Below are 3,148 nucleotides of genomic sequence, written 5' to 3'. Positions count from 1 at the left end.
ATCCCACCTCTCCCGCCTCTCCCCCCTCGCGCGCTTGGCTCGGGGGCTGGTTTTTTTTAATAAGAGTAATATATTACCCTAAGCGGGGTTCTAGCCCCCCGGCGCCATTCCCGCGGGCCGGAACGCCGCGTCGGTCAACACCGCCTTGGCCTCGTCATAGCCTGTGACCCACCAGCCTTCGTGCCCGGACGGGAAGCGCACGTGGTGGATCGGACCATTGGTGCGTAGCGCCAACATCTCGGGCGATGGCTCAATGTGATCGAGGCGCCACATCGGCAGCGTCGGCAAGGGTTGTTCGGACATGGTGGCACTTCACTCAATAGCGAGGGCGGAAGGTGACCGGCGGGCGCTGCGGCAGCGAAGACCTAAGACGGCATATAGATGACGTCCTCCGAAGGCAGACCGATTATCAAGAACGGCTAACGCGTAACTGTCTAGGCACATCGCGCGGCGAGATGCGGAACGTTATCTTGCACCTTCGAGGTCAGGACAAAGTCGGCGCGGTGGGCATTTGAGCCGCCGCCGGCCAAGCTTTCCTGCGCAAGGGTCGACAAGGGCGGCGAGCTGTTGGGTAAGGGCGGTTTCGCCGAGCACACCATGCCCATAGACGCTATCCGACGCGGATTTGACATTTTGCTTTTCTTTCTTCGTTCCATTCGTGCCATCCACGAAATGAAAGTCGGTCGGCGGCTCCCGGCCCGCAACGAAGAGGCTTCAAAACTCGTGCCAATTTGGCCGACCGAAGAAAAAAATCTGTGATGCTTTTATGGGCTTAGCCTGAGGCCAGAGAAGAGCTAGGCGAAATAGGCCGGTGTCGCGGGCCAACAAAGGCGACGGAACAGTGTCGGACAGAACGCCTCGGCGACCTTTAGGTCATGCTAGCGACATTCTGGTCCAGGTTCGAACATAAGAGGGCGGCAAACAGACACGATTGGGGAATTCGATCCTCACGGGGCCAAAGCGCTTGCCCAAGAGCGCGCGCTCATGTTGCCGCGACAGGCGCGTGTTCGCGATAGCCGTGCCTGCGCACCCATGAATGCTAGCGGCACATGCTACGCAATGACTGGAGTGCCCGCCAGCCTCAGGTAGTGCACCGGCTCGGCTTCCGGTCTTCTTTGCCCAGCCGGGGCCGAAGCGCCGAATATCCGCACCATACAGCATCGTTGTTGCCTGTGTGACGAGGCGGTTATCGCGCGCGCCCGATCTTCCAAGACACGGCCTCCGAGAAGAAAGGGGGCGGTCCAACGGCACCTCTATTCCAAATGGCACGCCGCTTGCTGCTCCTGGTTAGAGCACCATCAAATCACGATGAAAGCGACTTGTGCCATGCCCGATACGCGAAGCTCCAGACCGTGGCCTGAGGAGACGGTGCCCCTTCCAGCTGAACATCGGGGCATCGTCTCCTCCGGAAGTCCGTTCTGGGTGGCCGCTTTGCGCATGGCTGGTCCGATGCCGGCGCGCCAACACGGGCCGCGCGCGCAAATGCGGTTTGCCGGTTCTGTGCAGCATGTGAGTGCCGAAAAGCCTTGTCAAAGGGTCGTCACGCAAGCCAAGGCCGGCGGGTCACTGTCACATATCGACAACATGCTGAACCAGTCCAGTGACGCGGAGTCCAGTGACGCGGGTCTGTTGCGTGAAGTGACATTTCAGGCCCCCACATGCTTTGCGATATTGGCTCGTTCCGGCCGCTATCCTTTTTCCAAACGCACTATCGCTAGTGACCGATCCCGCTTCCGGCGCCATAGCCGTGGAAAGCAAGCGGCTCGACGGTGTCCAGCTCGCTCAGATCGATTGCGTTCGGATGGCAAAGACCAACCGCCAAGACGTTCCCATACGTCGGGAGGGAAAAAAGGAGGTTGCGAGCCGCGAGGCCCTCATTCCGTGCCGGGGATACGAGCCTTTGCCCGGTATTGCGCCAGCCTCTGCCAGAATTCAGCGCAGTCTTCTTCAGGAGCAACTTGATGACAGTTCGAAAGAAAGTTCCCTTCGTCACCTTTCTCACGCGTGTTCACGATAAGTCAGTCCAGGGGCCAAATCCATATCGCTGGCAAGAAAAAACATCTGACGACTACTTTGCCGGCAAGCGGGTCATCCTGTTCTCGCTGCCTGGCGCCTTCACCCCGACCTGCTCGACCTACCAATTGCCCAAGTTCGAAGAGCTCTATGATGAGTTTGCGAAGCAGGGAATTGACGCGATTTACTGCCTCTCAGTCAACGATGCCTTTGTCATGAATGCGTGGGGGAAGTCCTTGGGCCTGAAGCAGGTCCAGCTCATCCCCGATGGCTCAGGCGAGTTCACACGCAAGATGGGCATGCTGGTTGCCAAAGACAATCTCGGATTCGGGATGCGCTCATGGCGCTACGCCGCCCTGATCAACAATGGCGTGGTGGAGCACTGGTTCGAGGAGGAAGGTTTCTCCGACAACTGCGAGGCCGACCCGTATGGCGTCTCATCCCCGCAAAACGTTCTCGAATCGATGAAAGCCGCCGCATGACCTAGAAAACGTCTCACTGGCGCCATTGCAGGCCCCAAGAGGCTCCTCGACGGGATTATCGCACACACCATGCAATCTTCAGCAAGCCTGTTTCAGCGCCAGAAGCAATCCATCGTCGCATCGCCTCAACTCATTGAGTCGATTCGCTTGCTGCAACTGGCGCATACCGAACTGCATCAGTTCGTGGAGGGGGAAATCGAGAAGAACCCGCTCTTGGAATCTGCGTCAAACGATGGCGGGCCTTTTGACGATGCTTCGATTTCGGGAGCGGATCAGCCTGTCGGCTTTGGGGCAAACGCCGTTGAAGGTCCGACCGGGGCAGGGTCGCCTGAACGGCTCGGGCAATGGAAATCACTTCGCAACACGACCAACAACCCGCCGGGCAATGGCCCTTCCCTCGACGAGTTTGCCACACTCGCCGAAACATTGCACGACCATGTCGCTCGTCAGATCGCCCTCACTGCGTTCACACCACAGGAGCGGCTGATCGCTGGCCAGCTTGCCGCCGATCTGGAAGACACTGGCTATCTTCGGGCAAATCTTTTGGAGCTGGCCGAGAGCCTGAATGTCCGTGAGGCTGTTGTGGAACGGGTTCTCGGAACCTTGCAGCAATTTGATCCACCGGGAGTTTTGCGCGAAGTCTCAGAGAATGC

Annotated in this window: 1 protein-coding gene and 2 pseudogenes; 2 read left to right on the top strand and 1 reads right to left on the bottom strand. The window is 58.8% G+C overall.

What is annotated here, in order from left to right; genetic code table 11:
• Positions 1-99: 99 nt before the first annotated feature.
• Positions 100-303: pseudogene (locus tag NKH35_RS31245) on the bottom strand (cytochrome P450); the annotation flags it as partial.
• 1,658 nt (positions 304-1,961) lie between these two features.
• Between NKH35_RS31245 and NKH35_RS31240 the strand changes: the two are divergent.
• Both NKH35_RS31240 and NKH35_RS31235 read left to right on the top strand, forming a co-directional pair.
• Positions 1,962-2,495, top strand: a complete 534-nt coding sequence (locus NKH35_RS31240; RefSeq protein ID WP_352917522.1) for a peroxiredoxin — start codon at positions 1,962-1,964, stop codon at positions 2,493-2,495.
• Between the two features lie 69 nt (positions 2,496-2,564).
• Positions 2,565-3,148, top strand: a pseudogene (locus tag NKH35_RS31235) (RNA polymerase factor sigma-54); the annotation flags it as partial.

This window comes from Mesorhizobium sp. M1143 (assembly GCF_040318435.1).
Classification (GTDB): domain Bacteria; phylum Pseudomonadota; class Alphaproteobacteria; order Rhizobiales; family Rhizobiaceae; genus Mesorhizobium.
Note: the sequence above shows the minus strand (reverse complement) of the source record. Positions and strands in the feature narration are given on the sequence as shown.